Source organism: Streptomyces sp. 147326 (assembly GCF_045000215.1).
Lineage (GTDB): Bacteria > Actinomycetota > Actinomycetes > Streptomycetales > Streptomycetaceae > Streptomyces.
Genome location: NZ_CP134201.1, coordinates 2,034,851 through 2,056,923, shown reverse-complemented (window position 1 = coordinate 2,056,923; position 22,073 = coordinate 2,034,851). Strand labels below are relative to the sequence as shown.

The 22,073-nt window shown below is 73.8% G+C and carries 14 protein-coding genes and 1 pseudogene; 10 read left to right on the top strand and 5 right to left on the bottom strand.

Annotation, left to right across the window (positions count from 1 at the left end):
- Positions 1-182: 182 nt before the first annotated feature.
- The gene (gene lanKC / locus RIU97_RS09270; RefSeq protein ID WP_404955070.1) at positions 183-2,810 is read left to right on the top strand and encodes a class III lanthionine synthetase LanKC; all 2,628 of its coding nucleotides are present in this window, start codon (positions 183-185) and stop codon (positions 2,808-2,810) included.
- 584 nt (positions 2,811-3,394) lie between these two features.
- The gene (locus tag RIU97_RS09265) at positions 3,395-3,865 is read left to right on the top strand and encodes a GNAT family N-acetyltransferase (protein ID WP_404955068.1); all 471 of its coding nucleotides are present in this window, start codon (positions 3,395-3,397) and stop codon (positions 3,863-3,865) included.
- 20 nt (positions 3,866-3,885) lie between these two features.
- Here RIU97_RS09265 and RIU97_RS09260 read toward each other — a convergent pair whose 3' ends face one another.
- Together RIU97_RS09260 and lpdA are read right to left on the bottom strand one after the other, a co-directional pair.
- Positions 3,886-5,166, bottom strand: coding sequence for a M14 family zinc carboxypeptidase (locus tag RIU97_RS09260; protein ID WP_404955065.1), 1,281 nt, complete (start codon positions 5,164-5,166; stop codon positions 3,886-3,888).
- Between the two features lie 160 nt (positions 5,167-5,326).
- On the bottom strand, positions 5,327-6,754 hold the full coding sequence (gene lpdA / locus RIU97_RS09255; RefSeq protein WP_404955063.1) for a dihydrolipoyl dehydrogenase: 1,428 nt from the start codon (positions 6,752-6,754) through the stop codon (positions 5,327-5,329).
- 83 nt (positions 6,755-6,837) lie between these two features.
- On the opposite strand from lpdA, the gene RIU97_RS09250 reads away from it, so the two are divergent.
- Positions 6,838-7,761, top strand: a complete 924-nt coding sequence (locus RIU97_RS09250; protein WP_404955061.1) for a LysR family transcriptional regulator — start codon at positions 6,838-6,840, stop codon at positions 7,759-7,761.
- A gap of 72 nt (positions 7,762-7,833) precedes the next feature.
- Here the strand turns inward: RIU97_RS09250 and treY are convergent, their stop codons facing one another.
- Entirely contained in the window at positions 7,834-10,104 is a 2,271-nt protein-coding gene (gene treY, locus RIU97_RS09245; RefSeq protein ID WP_404955059.1) for a malto-oligosyltrehalose synthase, read from the bottom strand.
- An 82-nt stretch (positions 10,105-10,186) separates the two neighbouring features.
- On the opposite strand from treY, the gene RIU97_RS09240 reads away from it, so the two are divergent.
- Positions 10,187-11,470: an MFS transporter gene (locus RIU97_RS09240; protein WP_404955057.1), complete on the top strand. Its 1,284-nt coding sequence runs from the start codon at positions 10,187-10,189 to the stop codon at positions 11,468-11,470.
- Here RIU97_RS09240 and glgX read toward each other — a convergent pair.
- Positions 11,455-13,569 (bottom strand): glycogen debranching protein GlgX, encoded by a 2,115-nt coding sequence (gene glgX / locus RIU97_RS09235; protein ID WP_404955055.1) that lies wholly within the window; start codon positions 13,567-13,569, stop codon positions 11,455-11,457. The genes RIU97_RS09240 and glgX overlap by 16 nt on opposite strands.
- A gap of 284 nt (positions 13,570-13,853) precedes the next feature.
- On the opposite strand from glgX, the gene RIU97_RS09230 reads away from it, so the two are divergent.
- Both RIU97_RS09230 and RIU97_RS09225 read left to right on the top strand, forming a co-directional pair.
- The gene (locus RIU97_RS09230; protein ID WP_404955053.1) at positions 13,854-15,143 is read left to right on the top strand and encodes an SAV2148 family HEPN domain-containing protein; all 1,290 of its coding nucleotides are present in this window, start codon (positions 13,854-13,856) and stop codon (positions 15,141-15,143) included.
- 162 nt (positions 15,144-15,305) lie between these two features.
- Entirely contained in the window at positions 15,306-16,022 is a 717-nt protein-coding gene (locus RIU97_RS09225) for an exonuclease domain-containing protein (RefSeq protein WP_404955051.1), read from the top strand.
- Between the two features lie 280 nt (positions 16,023-16,302).
- On the opposite strand, the gene RIU97_RS09220 is transcribed toward RIU97_RS09225, so the two are convergent.
- Positions 16,303-17,175, bottom strand: a complete 873-nt coding sequence (locus tag RIU97_RS09220; protein WP_404955049.1) for a phosphotransferase enzyme family protein — start codon at positions 17,173-17,175, stop codon at positions 16,303-16,305.
- Between the two features lie 112 nt (positions 17,176-17,287).
- On the opposite strand from RIU97_RS09220, the gene RIU97_RS09215 reads away from it, so the two are divergent.
- The 4 genes and pseudogenes from RIU97_RS09215 to RIU97_RS09200 all read left to right on the top strand — a co-directional run bounded on the left by RIU97_RS09215 (position 17,288) and on the right by RIU97_RS09200 (position 22,056).
- Positions 17,288-19,645, top strand: coding sequence for an FUSC family protein (locus tag RIU97_RS09215; protein ID WP_404955047.1), 2,358 nt, complete (start codon positions 17,288-17,290; stop codon positions 19,643-19,645).
- 6 nt (positions 19,646-19,651) lie between these two features.
- A pseudogene (mgt, locus tag RIU97_RS09210) lies at positions 19,652-20,895 on the top strand (macrolide-inactivating glycosyltransferase).
- Between the two features lie 121 nt (positions 20,896-21,016).
- A complete protein-coding gene (locus RIU97_RS09205) occupies positions 21,017-21,646 on the top strand; it encodes a hypothetical protein (protein WP_404955045.1) in 630 nt (209 codons plus the stop codon).
- On the top strand, positions 21,643-22,056 hold the full coding sequence (locus RIU97_RS09200) for a hypothetical protein (RefSeq protein WP_404955043.1): 414 nt from the start codon (positions 21,643-21,645) through the stop codon (positions 22,054-22,056). Before RIU97_RS09205 ends, RIU97_RS09200 begins: the two co-directional genes overlap by 4 nt.
- Positions 22,057-22,073: the final 17 nt, after the last annotated feature.

The window sequence follows — 22,073 nt, the reverse complement described above, 5'->3', positions numbered from 1 at the left end:
ATGCGGCCGCCGGGAAACAAGATCGTCGGTGGCCGTCCACGCGGGATGAGCGGCCGATCGACGCGGTGATCACCGGCGATCGCCGGCGATGGCAGCCCGTTCATCCCACGAAGACCGGCCCGCCGCACAGTTACGGCCATGACCGACGAACTGGCCCTCCACGAGTCCGGGAAGGGGACGCGATGAACCTGGCTCAGATGTACGCCTTCTGTCTGGCCGACCCGGTGTTCTACGACGTGCCGCAGCGCATCCGGGACGAGGACGACCGCTGGACACCGCCGCCGGTGGGCGACGCCACCGTGTCGCAGGACGACGCGGACGTGTGGGTACGGGTGTTCTTCGGCCGGCCGCTGCCGACGCAGGGCTGGAAGATCCACATATCGGCCGCGGCCCCAGCCGCCCAGGACATTCTGCACAGGACCGCCGCGGTCTGCACCTCACACCGCGTCGCCTTCAAGTACCTGCGCAGCGGCCGGCTGCTGTCGGCGTTCAACTCCAAGTACGCCCACCGGGGTTCCTCGGGAAAGTTCATCACCGTCTACCCGGCGGGCGACGAGGAGTTGAAGGCGCTGCTGGACGGCCTCACGGCCGCACTGGACGGGCAGCAGGGTCCCTACATCCTCTCCGACCTGCGCTGGAGCGACAGCAGCCCGGTGTTCGTGCGGTACGGGGCGTTCGCCGCGCGATGGGCCCACGACGGGGGCGATGCGCCCGTGCTGGCCATCGTCCGGCCGGACGGAACGCCGGTGCGCGATCCGCGTACCGCGGCGTTCACCCCTCCGGGGTGGGCTCCGATGCCGGACTTCATCCGCGACCGCATCGAACGGTTCAGCGCGATCAGCCGCGTCGACCTGCCGTACGAGATCGTGCGACCGCTGCACTTCTCCAACGGGGGCGGGGTCTACCTGGCCAAGGACCCGAAGACCGGGGACCTGGTCGTACTGAAGGAAGCACGGCCCCTGGCCGGGCTCGACGCGCAGGGACTCGACGCCGTCGGCCGACTGCGGAACGAGCACCGCATGCTCACCGCACTGGCCGGCACCGGCCTCGTACCGCGCGTACTGGGCTACGAGACCTACTGGGAGCACCACTTCCTCGTCCAGGAGCACATCGACGGCGACTCGCTGGCGAAGGCCGGCGTGCTGCGCCTGCCGCTGGTGCGTCCCGGCGCGACACCGGAGGCGTACGTGGAGTACACGCGCTGGTCGCTGGCGGTCCTCGACAAGGTCGCCGCGGCGACGGAGGCCGTCCACCGGGCCGGGATCGTCTTCGGCGATCTGCACCCGAACAACATCATCGTGCGCCCCGACGACACCGTCACCTTCATCGACCTCGAAGCCGCCCACCCGGTGGGCGAACGGCGCACCGGCCTTCTGGGCGCACCCGGGTTCGCCGCTCCCGCCCACGTCACCGGCACCGACGTCGACGCCTACGGCCTGGCCGCCGTGCGGCTCGGCCAGTTCATCCCGCTGGGAGCACTGTCCGCCCTGGACCCGGCCAAGCCCGACCAGCTCGCACGCTGGGCGCACGAACGCTTCCCCCTGCCAGTCGGCTACGCCCGCGACGCAGCCGTGGCCATGGCGACCATCGCCGGGACCACCACACCGGCGCTCGGCGGCCCCGGCCCCAGTCCCGCCGGCCCGGACTGGGAGGAGAACCGGGCGCGGCTCGTGGCCGCGCTCACCGCCTCCGCCACCCCCGACCGGAACGACAGGCTCTTCCCCAACGACCCCGAAGGAGCCCAGGAGGGCGGCGGAACCAGCCTGTCCCACGGCGCCGCGGGCGTCCTGTACGCCCTGCACGCCACGGGCCACGCCGTCGACCCCGCCTGGACCGACTGGCTCGCCGCCACGGCACTGCGGAACGTCACCACCGCACCGGTCGGCCTGTTCAACGGCTCCTGCGGCGTGGCCACCGTCCTCGACCTCCTCGGACGGCACGACGAGGCCGCCGACATCCTGGGCCGGGCCCTCGACCGCTCCGCCGAAACGACCAGCCTCGGCCTGCTGACCGGACTGCCCGGCACGGGTCTGGCCGCCCTCGGCTTCCACGCCCGCGGCGGCAACGGCCGCCACCTCGACCACGCCCGCCGCATCGCCGACCGCGTCGAAGCCGCCCTGGCCCGCCCGGCCGGTGCGGGCCCCGGTGTGGACCCGGGCGCGGACCCCGGTGCGGGCCTCACCACCGGGGCAGCCGGAGCCGCCCTGTTCCTCGTCCGCCTCCACGAACGCACCGGCGAGCCACGTCACCTCGACCTCGCCGAACAGGCGTTGCGGCGCGACCTCGAACGATGCGCGGACGTCGACGGCTCCCTGCAGGTCGACGACGGCTGGCGGTCCGTGATCTACCTCGGCACCGGATCCACCGGCATCGGACTCGCCCTGGCAGCCTTCCTGGAGCACCGCGCCGACCCGGGCTTCACCGACGCCCTCAGCGCGATCCGGAAGGCGGCACGCGGCCAGTTCACCGTCTTCCCCGGCCTGCTCGACGGCCGCGCCGGACTGCTGTACTTCCTGGCGGTTGCCGGCCGGGGCGCCGACGACCAGGCCGCTCTCCAGGGTCACCGGCGGGACGTGTGGCGGCACGCCGTCCCCCACGGCGACGGCCTCGCCTTCCCCGGCAAGCACCTGGTCCGGCTGTCGATGGACCTCGCCACCGGATCGGCCGGAGTGCTCCTGGCGATGGACGCCGCCCACCGCCGCACCGACCTCTTCCTCCCCCTGCTCGGCGGTCCGGCACCGACCACCGCCGCCCGAAGCCCGCTGCACCGCTCCCGGTCCAGCGAAACCCCCATACCCGAAAGGAGGTGACCGTCATGTCCATCCTCAACCTTCAGCAGCTCGAGATCGCCGAGGAAGAAGGCGTACTGCTGGCCAGCGCCATCAGCTACGCGTGCCACGGCACCCTCGCCTGAGCCCGCCGGGCCGCTCCCGGCCCGCGCAACCCCCGACACCCCGACACCCCGATGCCCGAAAGGAGGTGACGTTCATGTCCATCCTCAGCCTCCAGCAGCTCGAGATCGCCGAGGAAGAGGGCGGCGCGCTGCTCGGCAGCACCGCCAGCTTCCAGTGCCACAACACCAGCTTCCACTGAAGCCGGGTTGACCCTGCTCGCACGAACACGGAAAGGAGGTGAAGTCCATGTCCATCCTCAGCCTCCAGCAGCTCGAGATCGCCGAGGGGGAAGGTGACGTGCTGCTCGCCAGCTCCGCCAGCTTCCAGTGCCACAACACCAGCTTCCACTGAAGCCGGATGTGACCCACCTGCCCGGCAGGTGCGGTGAGGGTCCGTTCACGGACCAGGACGGTCTGCGGGGCAGCGCCCCGCAGACCGTCCCGTCCGTCCGCCGGGACCCGCCCGTCCGCGGGCGGGAGCCACCGCGCAGGATGGCGGGCATGGAACACACGCCTGTCATCCGCCGTGCACGCGTCGGGGACCTCCCCCGCCTGGTCGAGCTCGTCCACGAGCACGTCGCGTACGAGAAGTCGGCGCCGCGCCCGCCGGGCCTCGCCGAGCGGCTCGGCCCGCAGCTGTTCGCCGAGGAGGCCCGGCTGTGGGTGCTGCTCGCCGAGAACACGGACGGCACGGTCGCCGGATACGCCGCCTGCTCCGCCGAGTTCGCCTTCTGGGACGCCCGCCACTACCTGCACATGGACTGCCTCTACCTGGCGCAGGAGGCGCGCGGCCACGGTCTCGGCGCCGCCCTCATGGACGGGGTGCGCGAACTGGCCCGCGAGCTCGGCCTCGAACAGGTCCAGTGGCAGACCCCCGACTGGAACGAGGGCGCGATCCGCTTCTACGACCGGCTCGGCGCCACCGGCTTCCCCAAGCGCCGGTACGCCCTGCCCGTGGAGCCCACCGCCTGACGGCCCGACCGCCCGATGGTCTAGGGGGACCGGTCGGCCGCCAGGAGGCGCTCGTAGGTGGCCAGGACGGTCCGGGACTGGTGTTCCACCTGGGTGGCCACCGGGACCCAGCGGGCCCGGAAGCGGGCCGCGAAGTCCTCGCACCACCCGGTGACCAGCCGGTCCAGCCCGGGCGCCGCCGGATGCCCCTGCGCGCGCAGCACCCGCAGCAGCATCGCGGCGGCGCGCAGCGACAGCCGCCGCCCGAAGGCGTCGATGCTGGCGATGTACGCCGCTGTGGCCTCCGTGGGGGCCCCGGCGCCGGTCCACTCGACGGCGATCCGGGGGATCAGCGCGAGCGTCCAGTCCACGGCGCGCAGCAGCGGAGCCGTGGCCCGGTCCTCGTACGGCGGCGGACCCGGCCGGATCAGGTCCCGCACCCCGGAGACGAGAGCGGCGTCCGCCGTGAGCCGCCCGGCCAGCATCCGCAGGGCGCCGCGCGGATCGGGGTGCGGAGCCGGATCGTCCACCAGGTCGGAGGCCCACATGGGGACTTCGACGATCGCGGTGGTGCCGGCGTACCGGTGGGCGTGGTACCAGGTGCTGAGCCGGGTGTCCTCGGGGTGGAAGGCCCCGGCGGCCTCGCTCCCCGGCTGCGGGATCACGAAGATCCCGGGGCCGGGGGAGGGCCAGCCGGCGGCGTCCGAGGCCCCGTTCTCCACCGGGATGCGCAGCTCGGCGGCCGATTTCGCGAACGGCTCGGCGAGGCCGGGTATGTCCCGGGTGAGCTGGACCCAGGAGCCGCCGAGATCGGTGGCGTGCAGCGAGACCTGGAGCACGGGCCGCAGCTCGTCGATGAGCGCGGTCAGGGCCAGCGTCTCGGGCGGCAGCCGGTCCGGCGGCAGTAAAGACGGGGCCCACTCGGGCTGTTCGGGGCCGGGCGGCCGGAAGAAGCTCCGGTGGTAGTCCAGGAGCGAGTACGGGCGGGGCGTGCGGTGCAGGTCCGCGCCGTCCGGGTCCGCGCAGAGCAGGAAGTGCCAGCCGCAGCCGGCCCGCGGCGCGGGCTCGTGCAGGAGGCGGCGGGCGAGCGAGAGGGCGGTGGCGCCGCCGACCGGCTCGTTGGCGTGCGCCCCGGCGACGACGAGGACGTTGCGGGCGGGAGTGCGGGTGCGGGTGACCGGCCCGACGGCTGCGATGGACAGGACCCAGAGCGGCTGCCCGGCCCGGGAGGTTCCGGCCTGGCGGAGCCGGACCTCGCCGGGGTGTTCGTCCGCCAGTGCGCGGGCGGCCAGCCCGAGTTCGCGCGGCGTGGGGTAGCACATGTCACGGAGGAGAGTCACAAGTGATGCCATGCCCGCCGTGCCCGCCGCCTACTGCTCCGCAGGCCCCGCAGTTCCCCGGACCGGTCGGGCGCGGCGCCGTTGCGGGGGCGCCGCCCCCGACCCCCCGCTCCTCAAATGCCGGAGGGGCTGAAACGCGAGGCTACTGCTGGTGGAGGCCGCGGCCCGCCAGGGACAGGAAGGCCTCGCCCACGGCCTCCGACAGCGTCGGGTGGGCGTGGATGTGGCGGGCCACGTCGGACGGCTCGGCGTCCCAGGCCACGATCAGCTGGCTTTCCGCGATCATCTCCGACACGTGCGGTCCCACCAGGTGCACGCCGAGCACCCGCCCGCCCCGCTCCGCGACCACCTTCACCGTGCCGCCCTGCCCGTGCACCATCCCCTTCGCCACGGCGGTCAGCGGCATCGTGTTCACCACCACGTCGTACGCCGCCTCGCGCGCCTGCGCCTCCGTCAGCCCGACGGCGGCGGTCTGCGGCGCCGAGTACGTCACCCGCGGGACCGCCGCGTAGTCCACCGGTGCGCTCGCCACCCCGGCCAGGGTCTCGGCGACCAGCAGCCCCTCCGCGAAGGAGGCGTGCGCCAGCCCCAGCGAGGGCGGCGGCAGCAGGTCGCCCACCACGTGGATCCCCGGGACGGAGGTCTCCAGCCGGGACCAGTCGGCCGGCGCCACGAACCCCCGCTCGTCGGCGGCCAGTCCGGCCGCCGCGAGGTCCAGCCCGTCGGTGACCGGGACCCGCCCGACCGCCACCAGCAGCCGCTCGGCCGTCAGCTCGCGGAGCTCCCCGCGCGCGGTCCGCACCGTGGCCTTGACGGTCCCGCCCGCCACGGTGGCCCCCTCCAGCCGGGCCCCGGTCTGCACGTCGATGCCGCGCTTCTTCAGGCCCCGCGCCAGATGCCGGGAGACGTCCGCGTCCTCCAGCGGGACCAGCCGGTCCGCCGCCTCGACCAGGGTCACCTCGGCGCCCATGGAACGGTGGAAGGAGGCGTACTCCACCCCGATCGCCCCGCCGCCCAGCACCAGGACCGAAGCCGGCAGCCCGGGGGCGAACAGCGCGTCGTCGCTCGTGACCACCGTGGCCCCGTCGGGCTCCAGCCCCGGCAGGACCCGCGGCCGGGACCCGGTGGCCAGGACGATACCGCGGGTCGCGGTGAACTCCCGCCCGTCCTCGGTGCGGACGGTGCGCGGCCCGGTCAACCGCGCGCCGCTGCGCACCACGCGCACCCCGGCGTGCTCCAAATGTCCTTCCACGCCCTTGTGGTTGCGGGAGACGATGTCGTCCCGGGTGGCGGTCAGCGCCGACCAGTCGACCGACTCCACGCTCGCCCGGACCCCCCAGCGCTCGCGCGCCTCGGCTATGCCGTCGACGAGTTCGGCGGCGTGCAGCATCGCCTTGCTGGGGATGCAGCCGCGGTGCAGGCAGGTCCCGCCGACCTTGTCGCGTTCGGCGAGCAGGACGGTCAGGCCGAGGGCCGAGGCACGCAGGGCGGTGCTGTATCCGCCGGTGCCGCCACCGATCACGATCACGTCCGCGGTGCTGGTGCTGTCGTTGCTCACGTCGTTGGTCATGTGCCCAGCCTGGACGGCCCGTTGCGCCACGTCCAAGGAAATGATCTTCTGGGTGCCATGCACGCTCTTTATGCTTCCGGCTCATGAGCCTGCGCCAGATGGAGTACTTCCTCGCCGTCGTGGAGGAGTCCTCCTTCACCCGTGCCGCGGACGCCCTGCACGTCACCCAGCCCGCCCTGTCCCACCAGGTCAAGGCCTTGGAGCGGTCCGTCGGCGGCGCCCTGCTGGAGCGCCTGCCGCGCGGGGTCCGGCTCACCCCCATGGGCCGCGCCTTCCTTCCGCACGCGCAGCTCGCCGTCCGCAGCGCCCGCCAGGCCGAGCGGGCGGCCCGCGCCGCCGCCGGTGTGGCGGGCGGCGAACTGCACATCGCCACCGTGCACGCCGTGGCCGTCGGTCTGCTCCCGGGCATCGCCGCCCGCTGGCGGGCGCTGCACCCGGGGGTGTCGCTGGTGATGCGGGAGTACGGCTCCACCGATGAGCTGGAGGAGCAGCTGGAGCGGGGCGTCGCCGACCTCGCGGTGGGCCCGGAGCCCGCGGAGTGGATGGGCCCGCTGCTGCGGATCGGCAGGGAGGAGCTGGTCATCGTCGTCCCCTTCGACGATCCGCTGGCCGGGCGGGGAGCCGTCCGCCTCGCCGAGCTCGCCGACCGCGACTGGATCCGCTGTGCGATGGAACCGCTGGTCGACGGCGTCCTCGTACTGGACCGGGCGTGCGGCGCGGTCGGCTTCACCCCGCGCACGGTGCTGCGTACGGAGCACACCTCGACGGCCGTACGGATGGCGGCCGCCGGGGTGGGCGTCGTCATGGCCCCGGCCCACATGGTCCGGGGAGCCGTCGGCGAGGACTGCGTACTGCTCACCCTCGACCCGCCGTGGCACCGGTCGCTGGCGGTCTTCTCCAGGGTCCCGCTGACCGGTGCGGCGGAGGCCTTCGCGGAACTGTTCGGGGGCCGGGCAGCCACGGCGGCCGCCACGGCAGGTCCGGCCGCGAGCGCCCGGCCGGACTGAGCGGCCGGACCTGCCGTGGCCCGGTCCGGCCGGTACCGCTCCTGGAGCCCCCCGCCGGTCTTCGCCGAGGGATCACCGGCGGAGCCAGACGCCCACCGGGCGGCCGTCCAGCAGGTCGGTCACCTCGGCCGAACCGCTGTGCGAGACGGGGGAGTCCGGGCCGGGGTGCGGCGGGAGGACGGGGGTCCACGTGCCGGGAGGCAGGGGCAGCCGGGTGTCGCGCCAGCCACCGGACGCGGCCAGCCGGTGGGACAGCCGGGTGGCCGCCACCAGCAGGCCCGGGGCCCGGGTGAAGGCCACGAGATGGCCGGCCGCCGGGCCCAGCGCCGGGACGGGGGCGTAGCCCCGGAAGAGCTCCGGCCGGTCCCGGCGCAGCCGCAGCAGGGCGGCCGTGAGGGCCAGCTTCTCCTCGGCGGGGTCCTGCGCGGCGGCCCCCGCGTCCAGCCGGGCCAGTTCCCGGCGGGGGAAGTGGGCCGGACGCCGGTTGTCGGGGTCGACGAGGGCCCGGTACTCGGTCTCGGCGCCCTGGTAGACCTCCGGGACCCCCGGCATCGCCAGGTGCAGCAGGGCCATGCCGAGGAGGTTGGCCCGGGCGGCCTCCGCCAGCTCCTCCGGGAGGTCGTGGGGGGCCCGGACGTACCCGGCCACGTCCGCCTCGTAGTCCTCGTCCGGCTCGGTCCAGCTGGTGCGCAGGGCGGCCTCGCGGACCGCCTTGAGCAGCGCCTCGGACAGCCGGGGCACGGCATCGGGGACCGGGCCGAGCCCGAGTGCGGTCTGCCGGGCCACCCAGGCCAGCTGGGGGTCGGGGCCGGCGGGCCGGCCCATCAGCTCCGGCGCCTGCGACAGGGTCGCGATCCGGGCCCGGACGTCCGCGCTGCGTTTGGTGTCGTGCGTGGACAACACGGTCCCGCCCGCGGGCCACTCCCGGGCCTGGGCGGCGCAGTACGCGTGGAACTCCTCGGCCGTCACCGCCGGTTGCCCCGGCTCCCCGCCGACCTCGGTGGCCGACAGCAGCGGCGCGTACCGGTAGAAGGCCCGGTCCTCCAGGGACTTGGCGCGCAGCGCCGCCGAGGTCTGCGCGAAGCGGGCCGCGAACGCCGGATCGCGCAGCAGCAGTTCCCGTACGCCGGCCACCGGGCCGGCGCCGGCCACCGCGGCCGCCCGCTCCAGCGCCTGCGGCGGCAGTTCCGGCTCGCCGGGATAGGGCCGGTAGACGGGAAAGGCGATGAGCAGCTCCCGTACGGCTTCGGCCAGTTCCGGACCGGACCGGCGCTCCAGGGACCGCAGTTCGGCGGCCAGGTCGCCGGTCAGGACCTCCCGTGCGCACGCCTGGGACACCTCCGGCCACTGCGGCAGCCCGGTGGACCGCCCGTACCGGTCCGCCAGCTCCGCGGCCCCCGCCGGGTCGGTGAACACCCCGTCCACCCGGTGCAGGGCGTCGTACCCGGTGGTCCCCGCCACCGGCCACGAGGGCGGCAGCCGCTCGTGGCGGGCGAGGATCTTCTCGACGACCACCCAGCAGTCGTCCCCGGCCGCCGCCCGCAGCCGCCTCAGGTACTCCTCCGGGTCCGCCAGGCCGTCCACGTGGTCGATCCGCAGTCCCTGCGCGACCCCGTCCCGGAGCAGCTCCAGCACCTTGGCGTGGGTGGCGGTGAACACCTCCGGGTCCTCCACGCGGACCCCGATCAGGTCCGAAATGGTGAAGAAACGCCGGTAGTTGAGCGAGGTCCGGGCCTCCCGCCACCAGGCGGGCCGGTACCACTGGGCGGCGAGCAGCTCGGGCAGCGCCAGCCCCGCGGTGCCCGCCCGCAGCGGGAACTCCTGCTCGCCGTGGCGCAGTACGTCGCCGTCGGCCGTCAGCGCGCCGGACTCCACCGGCCCGGCGAGCACCGGCAGCAGCACCTGCCCGCCGCCGGCCTCCCAGTCGATGTCGAACCAGCGGGCGTAGGGCGAGTCGGGTCCGTCCCGCAGCACCTCCCACAGGGGGCGGTTCAGTCGCAGCGGCGTCGGCACCGCCATGTGGTTGGGCACGATGTCGAGGACCAGGCCGAGCCCGTGCGCCCGGGCGGCTCGGGCCAGGGCGCGCAGGCCCGGCTCGCCGCCGAGCTCGGCCCGTACACGGGAGTGGTCGGTGACGTCGTACCCGTGCGCGGAGCCGGGTACCGCCTCCAGGACGGGGGAGAGGTGCAGGTGTGACACGCCGAGCGAGGCGATGTACGGTACGGCTGCCTCGGCCGCCGGGAAGGGGAACTCCGGACGCAGCTGGAGACGGTAGGTCGACGCCGGAGGGACAGGTGTCGGAACGTCAGATTCCGATTCGATGACCGGTTGCGGCTGGCTCATGAGAACGTACGTACCCAACCTGCCGGATTCCGTGCCATTACCCAATGCATCCGAGTGACTGCACCGGGTTAATGTCGATCAAGTGGTTGGAACCGTCAACACCTATCGACAAGTCATCGCCCTGACCGGGCCCCTACTCCCGCTCGTCTCTTTCCTCGCCCGACTGCCCGTCGCGATGTCCCAGTTCGGGAGCTTCCTGCTGGTCGCCCAGACCAGCGGTTCGCTCGCGACCGCCGGCGTGGTCGGCGGCGCCCTCTCCCTCGGCCAGGTCCTCTTCGGGCCCGTCCTCGGCTGGCTCGCCGACCGGCACGGGCAGCGGTCCGTCGTCCTGACCGCCGCCGCCGTCAACGCGGTGGCCACCGCCGCCCTGGTCGCGGGCGCCCTCACCCACCTGGCCACCGTGCCGCTCGCCGCGATCGGCGCCCTCACCGGTGCCTCCGTACCGCTGATCGGGCCGCTCGCCCGGACCCGCTCCGTGGCCCTGGCCCGCCGGGACAAGTCCGACGAGAGCGTCGTGGGCGCCGTCCACGCCCTCGAAGGCACCCTGGACGAGGTCTCCTTCGTCTTCGGACCCGCCCTGGTCGGGCTCGCCGCGCTCCTCGCGCACCCGGCCGTCGCCCTCGGCGGCGCGGCCGGCCTCGTCGCCGTCTTCGGCACCGTCTACGCAATGCACCCGACCGCCGCCGTCACGGCCGGGGCCCCCGCGCGCGGCCGCGGTACGGCCGGCCGGGTCCGGCCGCCCGGCGTGGTCTACGCCGTACGCGGCTCCCTCGCCCTCCAGGGCGCGATGTTCGGCGCCTGCCAGGCCGGCATCACCGCACTGACCATCCGGCTGGGCGTCCCCGACCAGGCCGCCGTCGTCTACTCCGCGATGGGAGTGGTCAGCGCCGCCGTCGGCCTCTCGCTCGGCGCGCTGCCCGCCCGCTTCGGACTGCGGCTGCGCTGGCGGGTGGCGACCGGAGCGGCCCTGGTGCTCTCGGTGCCCCTGCTGTTCACCGACGGCCTGTGGCCGCTGTACGCCGTCGTCACCGTGCTCGGGGCGGCCTACGCGCCCCACCTGATCACCGCGTTCGCGCTCACCGAGCGGGCCGTGGAACCGGCCCGGCTCTCCACGTCGATGGCCTTCGCCGCCAGCTGCCTGGTGGCCGGGCAGGCCGCTGCGCTCGTCGCCTGCGGGCGCCTCGCCGAGCGGTACGGACCCACCGGGGCCTTCGCCGTGGCCGTCGGGGCCGCCGCGCTCTGCCTGACCCTCGCCCTCGTCACCCGGGTGCCCGCCGCCCGCACGCGCACCGCCGCCTTCGTTCCCGGCCTGCGGACCGCCTCGCCGGTGCCCGGCGAGAACGGCGCCGCCTACGCCGGGCGCTGAAGCACCACCAGGCACCGCCCCGCCAGCGCCACCCGGTCGCCGGCCGCGTACTGCGGCCCGGTGCCGGGTGGCAGCACGTCCGCCCGCGCCGTGTCCACCACCAGGTGCCACTGCGCGCCGTGCCCCGCCGGAATCGTGAAGTCCTGCGGATCAGCACCCGAGTTGAACATCAGCAGGAACGAGTCGTCGGTGATCCGCTCCCCGCGGGTGCCCGGCTCGGAGATCGCCTCCCCGTTGAGGAAGACGGTCAGGGACCGCGCGTGCTGCGCCTGCCAGTCGCGCGCCCGCATCACCTCTCCGTGCGGGGTGAACCAGGCGATGTCGGAGAGTTCGTCGTGCGCGCCCTCCACCGGCCGGCCGTGGAAGAACCGCCGCCGCCGGAAGACCGGGTGGTCGCGGCGCAGCCACACCATCCGCCGGGTGAACTCCAGCAGCGACGGCGGCGGTTTGCCCGGCTCCGGCCAGCGCACCCACGACAACTCGTTGTCCTGGCAGTACGCGTTGTTGTTGCCGCCCTGGGTGCGGCCGAACTCGTCGCCGTGGCTGAGCATCGGCACCCCCTGCGACAGCATCAGGGTGGCCGTGAAGTTGCGCATCTGGCGCTCGCGCAGCTCCACGATCTCCGGATCCTCGCTCGGTCCCTCCACCCCGCAGTTCCAGGACCGGTTGTGGGTCTCGCCGTCCCGATTGCCCTCCCTGTTGGCCTCGTTGTGCTTCTCGTTGTACGAGACCAGGTCGTTCAGGGTGAAACCGTCGTGGCAGGTGGTGAAGTTGATCGACGCCAGCGGCCGCCGCCCGTCGTCCTGGTACAGGTCCGAGGAGCCGGTCAGCCGCCCCGCGAACTCCGCGAGCGTGCGCGGCTGCCCGCGCCAGAGGTCCCGTACCGTGTCCCGGTACTTGCCGTTCCACTCGGTCCACAGCGGCGGGAAGTTGCCCACCTGGTAGCCGCCCTCGCCCAGGTCCCAGGGCTCCGCGATCAGCTTCACCTGGCTGACCACCGGATCCTGCTGGACCAGGTCGAAGAACGAGGACAGCCGGTCCACCTCGTGGAACTGGCGGGCCAGCGTCGCCGCCAGGTCGAAGCGGAAACCGTCCACGTGCATCTCGGTCACCCAGTAGCGCAGCGAGTCCATGATCAGCTGGAGCACGTGCGGGGAGCGCATCAGCAGCGAGTTCCCCGTGCCGGTGGTGTCCATGTAGTGCCGCGGATCGTCCGCCAGCCGGTAGTACGAGGCGTTGTCGAGCCCCCGGAAGGACAGCGTCGGGCCCAGGTGGTTGCCCTCCGCGGTGTGGTTGTAGACCACGTCGAGGATCACCTCGATCCCCGCCTCGTGCAGGGCCCGGACCGCCGACTTGAACTCCAGCACCTGCTGGCCGCGGTCGCCCGAGGCATAGCCGTTGTGCGGGGCGAAGAAGCCGATGGTGTTGTAGCCCCAGTAGTTGCTGAGGCCGTCGTTGACCAGCCGGTGGTCGTTGACGAACTGGTGCACCGGCATCAGCTCCAGCGCCGTCACGCCGAGCTTGGCGAGGTGACCGATGACCGCCGGGTGGGCGAGCGCCCCGTACGTGCCGCGCAGCTCCTCCGGCAGGTCCGGATGACGCATCGTCAAACCTTTGACGTGGGCCTCGTACAGCACGGTGTGGTGGTACTCGTGGCGCGGCGGCCGGTCGTTGGCCCAGTCGAAGTACGGGTTCACCACGACCGAGCTCATGGTGTGCGGGGCGGAGTCCAGGTCGTTGCGCGAGTCGGGCCGGCCGAAGTGGTAGCCGTACACCGCCTCGCCCCACGTCACGCGGCCGCTGATGGCCCGCGCGTACGGGTCCAGCAGCAGCTTCGCCGCGTTGCAGCGACGGCCGCGCTCGGGCTCGTACGGGCCGTGCACGCGGAAACCGTAGCGCTGGCCGGGCATGACGCCGGGCAGGTACGCGTGGCGGACGAAGGCGTCCGTCTCGCGCAGTTCCACGGCGGACTCCGAACCGTCGTCGTGGAGGAGGCACAGCTCGATCCGTCGGGCGGCCTCGGAGTAGACCGCGAAGTTGGTGCCGGCGCCGTCGTAAGTGGCGCCGAGCGGATACGCCTGTCCCGGCCAGACCTGCATAGATAACGACTCTTCCCGCGTTGTCGGATGTCCCGGCTGATCCGGCGTGGACCACGTCACAGTTCCGATCTTCCCCGAAAGAGGGCTCCCACGCGCGGACTTGGGAGGGGTCCTACCGGGTGACCCGCAGAGCTGATATGCGGGTCAGCGGACTGTCTGCGCATCAGATAATGGGTCAACGGACGACTGTTGCGGGGACCATCGGGCTGCACCGGGCCGCGCGCGCGGAGTACCCTTCCGTGATCACTGGAGACGGGCGTCCAGACGCAGAAGGCGGTGCACGGGTGAGCTCGGGAGGTCTGGAGCTGCCCCCTGGTGACAGCAGTCACGAGGGTGGCCCGGCGGACGCCCCAGGTGGTGTCCCCGGCGGGGCACCGGCGGGGATCGCGGCCGGAGCGGTCTCCCTGGCGGGCGGACCGGCGGAGGCCGGGAGCGCGGGTGGGCCGGGGTCCGCCGGCGCCGAACTGGACTGGAGCGCGGAGGCCTGGAGCGAGGTCCGCACCCGGGCCCAGCGGGCCGGCCGGGCATACATCTGGCTCAACCTGATCGAACAGCGGCTGCGCTCGGTCGTCGGGGCGGTGCTCCGGCCGATCTACGAGCCGGTGCACGGCGGGGACGACTGGGTGGTCGCGGCCGCGGGACCGGCCGGGCAGGAGTGGGTGCAGCGGGCCGTGGCCGTGCGCGAGGTCAGCCGGCGCAAGGGCTACCTGCTCGACTCGGCCGACGACAACGTGCTGAGCTTCCTGACCCTGCCCCAGCTGCGCGAGCTGATGGTCCAGCACTGGCCGTGCTTCGAAACGTACTTCGACGACCGGCGCGAGATCGAGCTGGCCCTGGACGAGCTGGAGGTCACCCGCAACGTCGTCTCCCGCAACCGGGCGCTGTCACGGCCCGTGCTGGAACAGGCGGAACGGGCCTCGGCGCGGCTCCTGGAGGTCCTGGGCGGCGGCGCCGGCAGCCCCTCGGCGGACCGGCTGCCGATCGACGCCGTCGAGGACCTGGTCGGCGACCGGTACGCGGACGTCATCTCGGTCCACCCGGACCGGGTGCGCCTGCAGCGGCAGCTCCCCGCCGAGGACCTCTTCGGGGGCGCGCGGCGGCTCGACGCCATCGGCATAGGCCTCAACCTGCTGGTCCAGAACTTCTCGGGCCGAAGACTCGTCCGGCTCACGGAGGCCGGCTGCCGGGTGCGGCTGCTGTTCCTGAACCCGGCGAGCAGCGCGGTCAAGCGGCGCGAGCGGGAACTGGGTCTGCGCAAGGGCGAACTGAGCCGTTCGGTGGAGATGAACATCCTGCACGTCCGCCGGGTCCGGGCGGGCCTGCGGGACCCCTCGCGCTTCGAGATCCACGTCTTCGACGAGACCCCGCGCTTCACCGCCTACCTGGTGGAGGGCAACTCCTCGGGCATCGCGGTGGTCCAGTCGTACCTGCGGCGGGCGCGCGGGATGGAATCCCCCGTCCTGGTCCTGCGGGGCGGAGGGCGCGGTGTGCCGAAGGACGCGGACCACGGGCTCTTCGCGACGTACCGCGAGGAGTTCGAGTCGATGTGGGAGGACTCCCGCCCCGTGTCGTGAGGACGGGACGCCGGACACCCCCTCGAGGGGGGTGTCGTCGGGCTTGTCAGTGCCCCGTGGCAGGCTGAAAGCCGTTGACCGAAGGCGTACGGGGGAGGGGCACGGCATGGGGGATCTGGAGAGGACCGGCGCGGGGCCGGGGGAATCACGGGGGGCCCGGCGATGAGCTGGATCAGCGGGCCGATGGTGGCCTTCGACCTGGAGACGACCGGGACCGACATCGAGTCGGACCGCATCGTCACCGCCGCGGTGGTGGCCATGGAGCCGGACGGCCGGGTCGCGCGGACCCGCACGTGGCTGGTCGACCCCGGCGTGGCCATCCCGGAGCAGGCGGCGGCGATCCACGGCATCTCCACGGAGCACGCCCGCACGGAGGGGGTGGCGGCGGCCCCGGCGATCGCGGAGATCACGCAGTCCCTCGCCGACGGGCTGAGCTCGGGCACCCCGCTCGTGGTGATGAACGCCCGCTACGACCTGTCGCTGCTGGACCGCGAGTGCCGCCGGCACGGGATCGCACCGCTGGCCGACCGGCTGCGGGGCCGGCCCGCGCACGTCATCGACCCCCTGGTCCTCGACAAGCACGCGGACCGGTACAGGAAGGGCAGGCGCACACTGCAGGCCCTCTGCGAGCACTACGGCGTGACGCTCGACGACGCGCACAACGCGGCCGCGGACGCCCTCGCGGCGGCGCGGGCAGCGCGCCGGGTGGGCGCGAAGCACGCGTCCATAGGCTCGATCGAGCTTGCGGACCTCCACGACCTCCAGATCCGCGCGGCCGCCCAGCAGGCGCAATCCCTGCAGAGCTACCTCCGCCGCACCTCGGACCCCGAGGCGATAGTCGAGCCGGCGTGGCCGGTGGTCCCGCGCAGGGAGAGCTAGACCGGCCGACGGCCCCGCCGAAGGCGAACCCGTTCACGCGGGTACGACCGGCCAGGACTCGGTGTACTCGATGTGGATCTCCCGTGTGCGGGCGTCGCCGGAATGGAGGCGGGCGCAGCAGTGGCCGCGGCGCGTGGTGTCGCGGACGTGGGCCGGGCCGTGCCGGGCGACCTCGCGGACGGGGCCGGCGGTCTCGCGGAATTGAACTCCCGCGGGCCGAGGCGGGCCTGATGGACGGTGACGGGTATGTGCACGTGCATGTTCACTTGCTATCCGGGTCCTAGAACGAGTGCCAGCGCATTTCGGGGTCGCCGTCCCTGAGGGAGGTCACGCGGCGGCGGAACTCGGCCCGCGCCCCCGGGTTGCTCGGGGCGTGCTGGGCGACCCAGGCACAGCTGGCCGTCTCCCGGGCCCCGCGCAGGACCGCGCAGCCCGCCCAGTCGCGGACGTCCCACCCGTACGCCGACACGAACGCCCCGTACTCCTCGGCGGGCATGCCGTACCGGTCGCGGGAGAGCGCCATCACCACCAGGTCGTGCTCGCGCAGATCGGCCGAGACGGTCTCCAGGTCGACCAGGGCCGGGCCGTCCGGGCCCACGTGGACGTTGCGGGGCAGGGCGTCGCCGTGGACCGGGCCCGGCGGGAGGTGCGGGGTCAGGGCCGCCACCTCATCGGCGTAGGCGTCCCGGCGGGCCCGCAGGTACGCCGCGTCCGCCGGGTCGATCGCGTCCCCCGCCAGCCGCAGCCAGCGCTCGACCCCGCCCAGCAGGTCCCGCGCGGGCAGGGCGAAAGGCGGCGCGGGCAGGGCGTGGACGGCGCGCAGCAGCACGGCCAGGTCCTCGGCGCCCGCGGGCCGGACCGCGTCCGGGAGCCGGTGCCACAGCGTCAGCGGGTGCCCGTCCACCAGCCGCGGTTCCGGTTCGGCCGCGCGGACCGCCGGGATCCCCGCCGCCGCGAACCAGCCGGCCACCGCGAGTTCCCGCTCGGCCCGCGCCAGCAGCGCCGCCTCCCGGCCCACCTTCACCACCAGGTCGCCGAGGGCGAAGACGGCGTTCTCGCCGAAGGCGAGGAGGGCCGGTTCGCGGGCCGCCCCCGGGGTCGCCCGGGTGAGGCCCGCCGCCTTCAGCGCCCGCCTGGCCTGCGCTTCGTCCATGCCCCTGCTCCCGCCCTCCGCCGGATCGCGGTGATCGTGATCACCGCGCATCCGAGTTCTATCACCGCCCGCGTGGGTGGTGGCTTCGGGAGGGCGGCCCGATGCTGGAGGCATGGGCGCCGACCGTGACGCAGGCGCCGCCCGCGGCCCCAGCGGCGTGGCGCGGCGCGCCATCCGCACCACGCTCGCCGCGTGTGCCGGGTTCTTCCTGTTCCTGTACGGGCTGGACCAGTCCGTCGCGGCGATGTACGCCCTGTTCGGGGTCGTGTCGATGGCGGCGCTCTCGCACATCCCCGGCACCGGGCGCCAGCGGGCGGCCGTCATCGCCCGGACGACGCCCGTGGCCTGGGTGCTCGTCACGATCGGCACCTACCTCGCGGTGCGCACCTGGAGCGCCGTGGCCGGCATGCTGGTCATCGGCTTCTTCCTCGCCTTCGTGGCCGTGGCCGGGCCCCGGGCATCGGGCGCCGCGCCCGGCCTGCAGCTGCTCTACATCCTGCCGTGCTTCCCGCCCTACGCCCCCGACACCCTCGGCGAGCGCCTGCTGGGCACGACGTGCGGCCTCGCGCTGCTGATCCTCGCCGAGCTCTTCGTGCTGCCCGAGCCGCGCGGCCCCTCCTACCGGCTGCTGGCCGCCGAGGCCGCCGACACCGCCGCCCGCTGCGCCGGGGAGCTGGGGCGCGCCCCGTACACGCTGTCCGCCGCCGGGGCGCAGGCGGCCCGGGCGGCCGGCGAGTCGCTGCGGCCCTTCCGGGTTCCCGAGGCCGACCGCCCCGCCGGGCCGGGCCTGCGGGACCGCGGGCTCGCGCATGCGGGCCTGGCCGCCCGCACGCTCCTGAACCGCATGGTGAACCTGCCCGCGCCTCCGCCGGAGCGCCCGCCGCCGGAGCAGGCGCCGGGGGTGCCGGCCGCGGTCGGCGCGGCCGCCGCCGAGTGCGCGGCCCTGCTGCGCGGCACCGGCGGATCCACCGGCGCGGCCGCCGCTCTGCGGGGCGTACGGGAACGGGCCGTGGCGGTGGACGAACAGCCGGCGAGCGAGGCGCTGGGCGTGCGGCGGGCCGCGCTGCTGGAGGTGGCGGACGCCGCCGTCGCCTTCACGACGGCGGCCGAACTGGCGGTACGGGGCCGGCACGCGCGGCTCCCGGCCGAGACCGATGCGGGCCGCTTCTGGTACGCGGGCCGGCGCGCGCCCCACCTGTGGTGGCACCGGCTGGCGGCACACGCGGGGCCGCGGTCCGTGCACTTCCAGAACGCCGTCCGGCTCAGCCTCGCGCTCGCGGCCGCCCGCACGATCGCGGGCGTCGACTCCCTGCCGCACGGCTTCTGGGCGATGCTCGCCGTGCTCAGCCTGACCCGGACCACGGTGTCCCAGACCCGGGCGACCGTACGCGCGGCACTCACCGGCACACTGCTCGGCGCCCTCGCGACCGGCTGTCTGCTGGCCCTGATCGGGGGGAACAGCACCGTCTACGCCATCGCCCTGCCGTTCGTCATGTTCGTGGCCTTCCGGGTCGGGCCGGTGCGGGGTGTGGGCTGGGCCCAGGGCATGTTCACCCTCGTCGTGTCCTTCGCCTTCGCGCAGCTGGCGCCGGTGACCTGGCGGCTCGCCGAGATCAGGATCCTGGACGTGGCCATCGGCAGCATGATCGGCGTCGTGTTCGGACTGCTGGCCTGGCCGCGGGGGGCGCAGGTGGAGCTGCACCGGGCGGTCGCCGTGCTGCTGGCGGAGGCGGCCGACACGGTCAAGAGCACCGCGGCCGCCGTTGCGGCGGGCGGGCCGGGACACCTCCCCGCCGACGAGCCGCTCCAGCGCGCGCTGGTGCTGGCGGAGTCGGCGTTCTCGCAGCGCCTGAGCGAGCCCCGGGCCCCCGTGGGCTTCCCCGAGGACTGGCAGGCGGCCCTGATGACGGGCCACCACGTGCTGTGGGGTTCGCGCCGCCTCCACGCCCGCGGAGGCCCACCCCTGGAGCCGTCCCAGCAGACACGCCTCCGTGCCAGGGCCGCGCAGGTGGCCACCGGCCTGCGCGCCGCCTCGTCCCTGGCCTCAACCACATCCCCACCACCACCCACACCCCTCCCGGCGGCCGCGGACCTGACGACGGCCGGGCACGGGCCGGCGGCCGCGAACCCGGCACCAGACGGAGCGCCCGCGCCCGGCTCGGCGCCCGCGCCCGGATCTGGGCCTGCATCCGGATCTGGGCCTGCATCCGGCCCGGGGCACGCGGCCGCACCCGGCGTGGCGCCCGCGCCCGGGCCCGTACCGGAGTCCGGGCCCGCGCCCGGTCCAGCACCCGCATCCGGCCCGGAGGCGGCGGCCGCGCCCGGCGCGGTTGCCGGTGGGGCGGGGGCCGGGGTTGCTCTGCCGCGGTTCTATGCGGCCCTTGCCTGGCTGGACTCGCTGACCACCGATGTCGAGCGCGTCACCGCACCCGCCGGGGGTTCCGGGGGGCCGGAGGGGGCGGCGGTCTGAAAGAAGTTGCACGAGACGTATCGTCTCGCTATGGTCTGGTCATGACCTCAGCCGAGTCGGCCACGCCCGCACACATCGCCATGTTCTCCATCGCCGCCCACGGCCACGTGAACCCGAGCATCGAAGTGATCCGGGAACTCGTCGCCCGCGGCCACCGCGTCAGCTACGCCATCCCCGCCGCCTTCGCCGAGAAGATCGCGGAGACCGGCGCCACACCCGTGATCTACACCTCCACCCTCCCCACCGACGACGAGCCGGAGGCCTGGGGCACCGAGCTCATCGACAACCTGGAGCCCTTCCTCAAGGACGCCGTCCAGGCGCTCCCGCAGCTCGCCGCCGCCTTCGAGGGCGACGAGCCGGACCTCGTCCTCCACGACATCACCTCCTACCCGGCGCCCGTGCTCGCCCACCGGTGGGGCGTCCCCGCCGTCTCCCTCTCCCCGAATCTCGTCGCCTGGGAGGGCTACGAGCAGGAGGTCGCCGAGCCGATGTTCGCCGAGCTCAAGGCCTCCGAGCGCGGCCAGGCGTACTACGCCCGATTCGCCGCCTGGCTCACCGAGAACGGCCTCGGGGACGACGTCGACCGCTTCCAGGGCCGGCCGCGCCGCAGCCTCGTCCTGATTCCCCGGGCGCTCCAGCCCCACGCCGACCGCGTCGACGAGTCCGCGTACACCTTCGTCGGCGCCTGTCAGGGCCACCGCGCGACACAGGGCAGCTGGCACAGGCCCGCGACCGCCGAGGGCAAGAAGGTCGTACTGGTCTCGCTCGGCTCCGCCTTCACCAAGCAGCCCGCCTTCTACCGCGCCTGCATCGACGCCTTCGCGGACCTGCCCGACTGGCACGCCGTCCTCCAGATCGGCAAGTTCACCGACGGGGCCGACCTCGGCGAGATCCCCGCCAACGTCGAGGTCCACCGCTGGGTTCCCCAGCTCGACATCCTGCGCCAGGCCGACGCCTTCATCACCCACGCGGGCGCCGGCGGCAGCCAGGAAGGTCTCGCCACCGCCACCCCGATGGTCGCCGTCCCCCAGGCCGTCGACCAGTTCGGCAACGCCGACATGCTGGTCTCGCTCGGCGTGGCCCGGCACGTGCCGATGGCGGACGCGGACGCCGCGACCCTCCGCGAAGCGGTCCTCGCCCTGGTCGCCGACCCCGAGGTCGCCGCCCGCGCCGAGGCCGTGCGCGCCGGGATGGCCGCCGAAGGAGGCACAAGGCAGGCCGCCGACCTCGTCGAGGCCGAACTGCCGTAGGCCCCCTGAGCTTGAGAGTCAACCTCCGGAGCCGATCCGAGGGCCTGACCGCGTGCGGGCCCTGTTAGGTCGCGACGGCCGCCCCCGCCGGAGCTTCGCCCTGGGCACTGCGGTGGAGTTCATGATGGCGGACCGTCGGCACAACCTCTGGAGCGCCTACTACGACGAAGGGGTCTACGCCGATCCCGTCAGCGCCGCCGTCCTGGCCCGATGGGACAGCGGGGGCAACCGCCTGTGGGAGTACTGGCCGCCCCAAGGCGTCGCGCACATCGACACGGTCGACGCCCTCAACGTCGCCGACTCAGCCGCCTGGGCCGTCTACTGGCCCGATTTCCCGCTTCTCGAAACGGAGGCCAACGGGCGCAGCCGCGCGCGGAAGAACCCTGTGCGGTTTCCTCTCGGCCTGGCGGTCCACGGAGACCAGATCCTGTTTCTCGGCGGTGGTCCGCGTGATTCCGGTCGAGGAGACCGACTGCACTACTGCAGCATCACCGACGATGAAGCCGTCGTGGTTGAGGAAGCCGTGCTCACGATGCCCAACGGAGCGCCACTTTCAGGGTACGGACGCCCCGTCGGCCGAGGACGGCACCTCTACCTGCACGGCCGGTCCGCAAAGCAGTGGTACGTGCTGCGCCTGCAGCCGGAATGCGAGTCAGCGGGTTGCCCTCCGCCGGGTGGGACTGGAAGCGCTCGTGCGCGGGATCCCGCCCGGGGAGCCGGTGTCCTGATCATGAGAGGGTTTCGACCATGACCGATTTCATCCGTGCGGGGAGGCTGTTCCGGGTCGTCGGGTTCAATCCGTCCCACCGGCAGCTCTTCCTGCAGAGCGAAGCAACGTTGGTCGACCAGACCACCACACGCATCGAGATCTACATCGGGCATGTGGAGCTGATGCTCCTCCAGCCCTTTTACAGCAACGGGATCCACATTCGGCGCGCCAGTCCTGACGAGTTCGCCGTGCTGAAGGAGCGGCACGGGCTGGAGTCGTCCGACGCCGAGTACACCTGGATGCTGGACCCTGACGGAGGCAGCTTTGTCGTCGGGGGCAACCCGAGCTGGCGCGAGGCGGAGTACGCCCTGATGGGCGACCGGGAGTCGTTGTACGACCTGTCCAAGTCCTGGCCGCCGGACTTCCCGGTGGAGTCGGGCCACGTCAACTGACTCGTCTTTCCGTACGA